The sequence below is a fragment of the Streptomyces poriticola genome (assembly GCF_036689765.1).
GTDB lineage: Bacteria > Actinomycetota > Actinomycetes > Streptomycetales > Streptomycetaceae > Streptomyces > Streptomyces poriticola.
Genome location: NZ_JBAGKH010000085.1, coordinates 1 through 1,415, shown reverse-complemented (window position 1 = coordinate 1,415; position 1,415 = coordinate 1). Strand labels below are relative to the sequence as shown.

At 67.8% G+C, this 1,415-nt stretch carries 1 protein-coding gene; it reads left to right on the top strand.

Annotated features, from left to right (window positions below):
- The first annotated feature begins 123 nt into the window (after positions 1-123).
- On the top strand, positions 124-1,380 hold the full coding sequence (locus V5O46_RS31540) for an IS256 family transposase (RefSeq protein ID WP_332888160.1): 1,257 nt from the start codon (positions 124-126) through the stop codon (positions 1,378-1,380).
- Positions 1,381-1,415 lie beyond the last annotated feature (35 nt).

Here is a 1,415-nt window from a genome sequence, read left to right as displayed (position 1 = left end):
GAGCAATGCTCATTACCTGTGGATCGGCTCGTGAGGGCACGCGAAGGGCGTACCTTCCCGAGTGATCGATCGACTGGTATCGAGTAGGCCGGTGTTCGCAGCACCGGTCGGGAAGGCACGCCCGTGCTCAGCGTAGTCAACGCCGACGGCACCACCGCCGACGGCTCCTCCCTGATCGACGAGATCGTCCGCGAGGGTGCCCGGCGGATGCTGGCCGCCGCGCTGGAGGCCGAAGTCAACACCTACATAGCTGAGTTGGCCGACCAGCGCGACGACGCCGGTCGCCGCCTGGTCGTGCGCAACGGCTACCACCAGCCCAGGAAGGTGACCACCGCGGCCGGGGTCGTGGAGGTGAAGGCCCCGCGGGTGAACGACAAGCGCGTCGACGAGGCGACGGGTGAGCGCAAGCGGTTCTCCTCGGCGATCCTGCCGCCGTGGTGCCGCAAGTCCCCGAAGATCAGCGAGGTCCTGCCGCTGCTCTATCTGCACGGCCTCTCGTCCGGCGACTTCGTGCCCGCGCTGGAACAGTTCCTGGGCTCCACGGCCGGCCTGTCGCCGGCCACCGTCACCCGCCTCACCCAGCAGTGGCAGGCTGACCATGCCGCGTTCGGCGAGCGTGACCTGTCGGCCAGCGACTATGTCTACGTCTGGGCCGACGGCATCCACCTGCGCATCCGCCTGCGCGAGGCCAAATCGTGCGTCCTGGTGCTGATGGGCGTGCGTGCCGACGGCACCAAAGAACTGATCGCCATGGCCGACGGCTACCGCGAATCGGCCGACTCCTGGGCCGATTTGCTGCGCGATGCCCAGCGACGCGGCATGCGCGCCCCCGTCCTCGCGGTCGGCGACGGCGCCCTCGGTTTCTGGAAGGCCCTCGCGGAGGTGTTCCCCGAAACCCGGCACCAGAGGTGCTGGGTTCACAAGATCGCCAATACCCTCGACGCCCTGCCGAAGTCGGCACAGCCCGGAGCGAAGAAGGCCCTGCAGGAGATCTACAACGCCGAGGACCGCGACCACGCGCTCAAGGCGGTCACCGCGTTCGAGAAGACGTTCGCCGCGAAGTGGCCCAAGGCCGTCAAGAAGATCACCGATGACGTCGACGAGCTGCTGGCGTTCTACGACTTCCCCGCCGAGCACTGGATCCACCTGCGCACCACGAATCCGATCGAGTCGACCTTCGCCACGGTCCGGCTACGGACGAAGGTCACCAAGGGGGCGGGCAGCGCGGCCGCCGCGCTGGCCATGGTCTTCAAGCTCGTCGAGTCCGCCCAGCAGCGGTGGCGGGCCGTGAACGCACCCCACCTCGTCGCCCTCGTCCGTGCCGGAGCCCGTTTCGAACGCGGCCAACTCATCGAACGCCCCGAGGCTCACGCAGCCTGACTACCCCAAAGATCCACAGGTATTGACTATTCCTC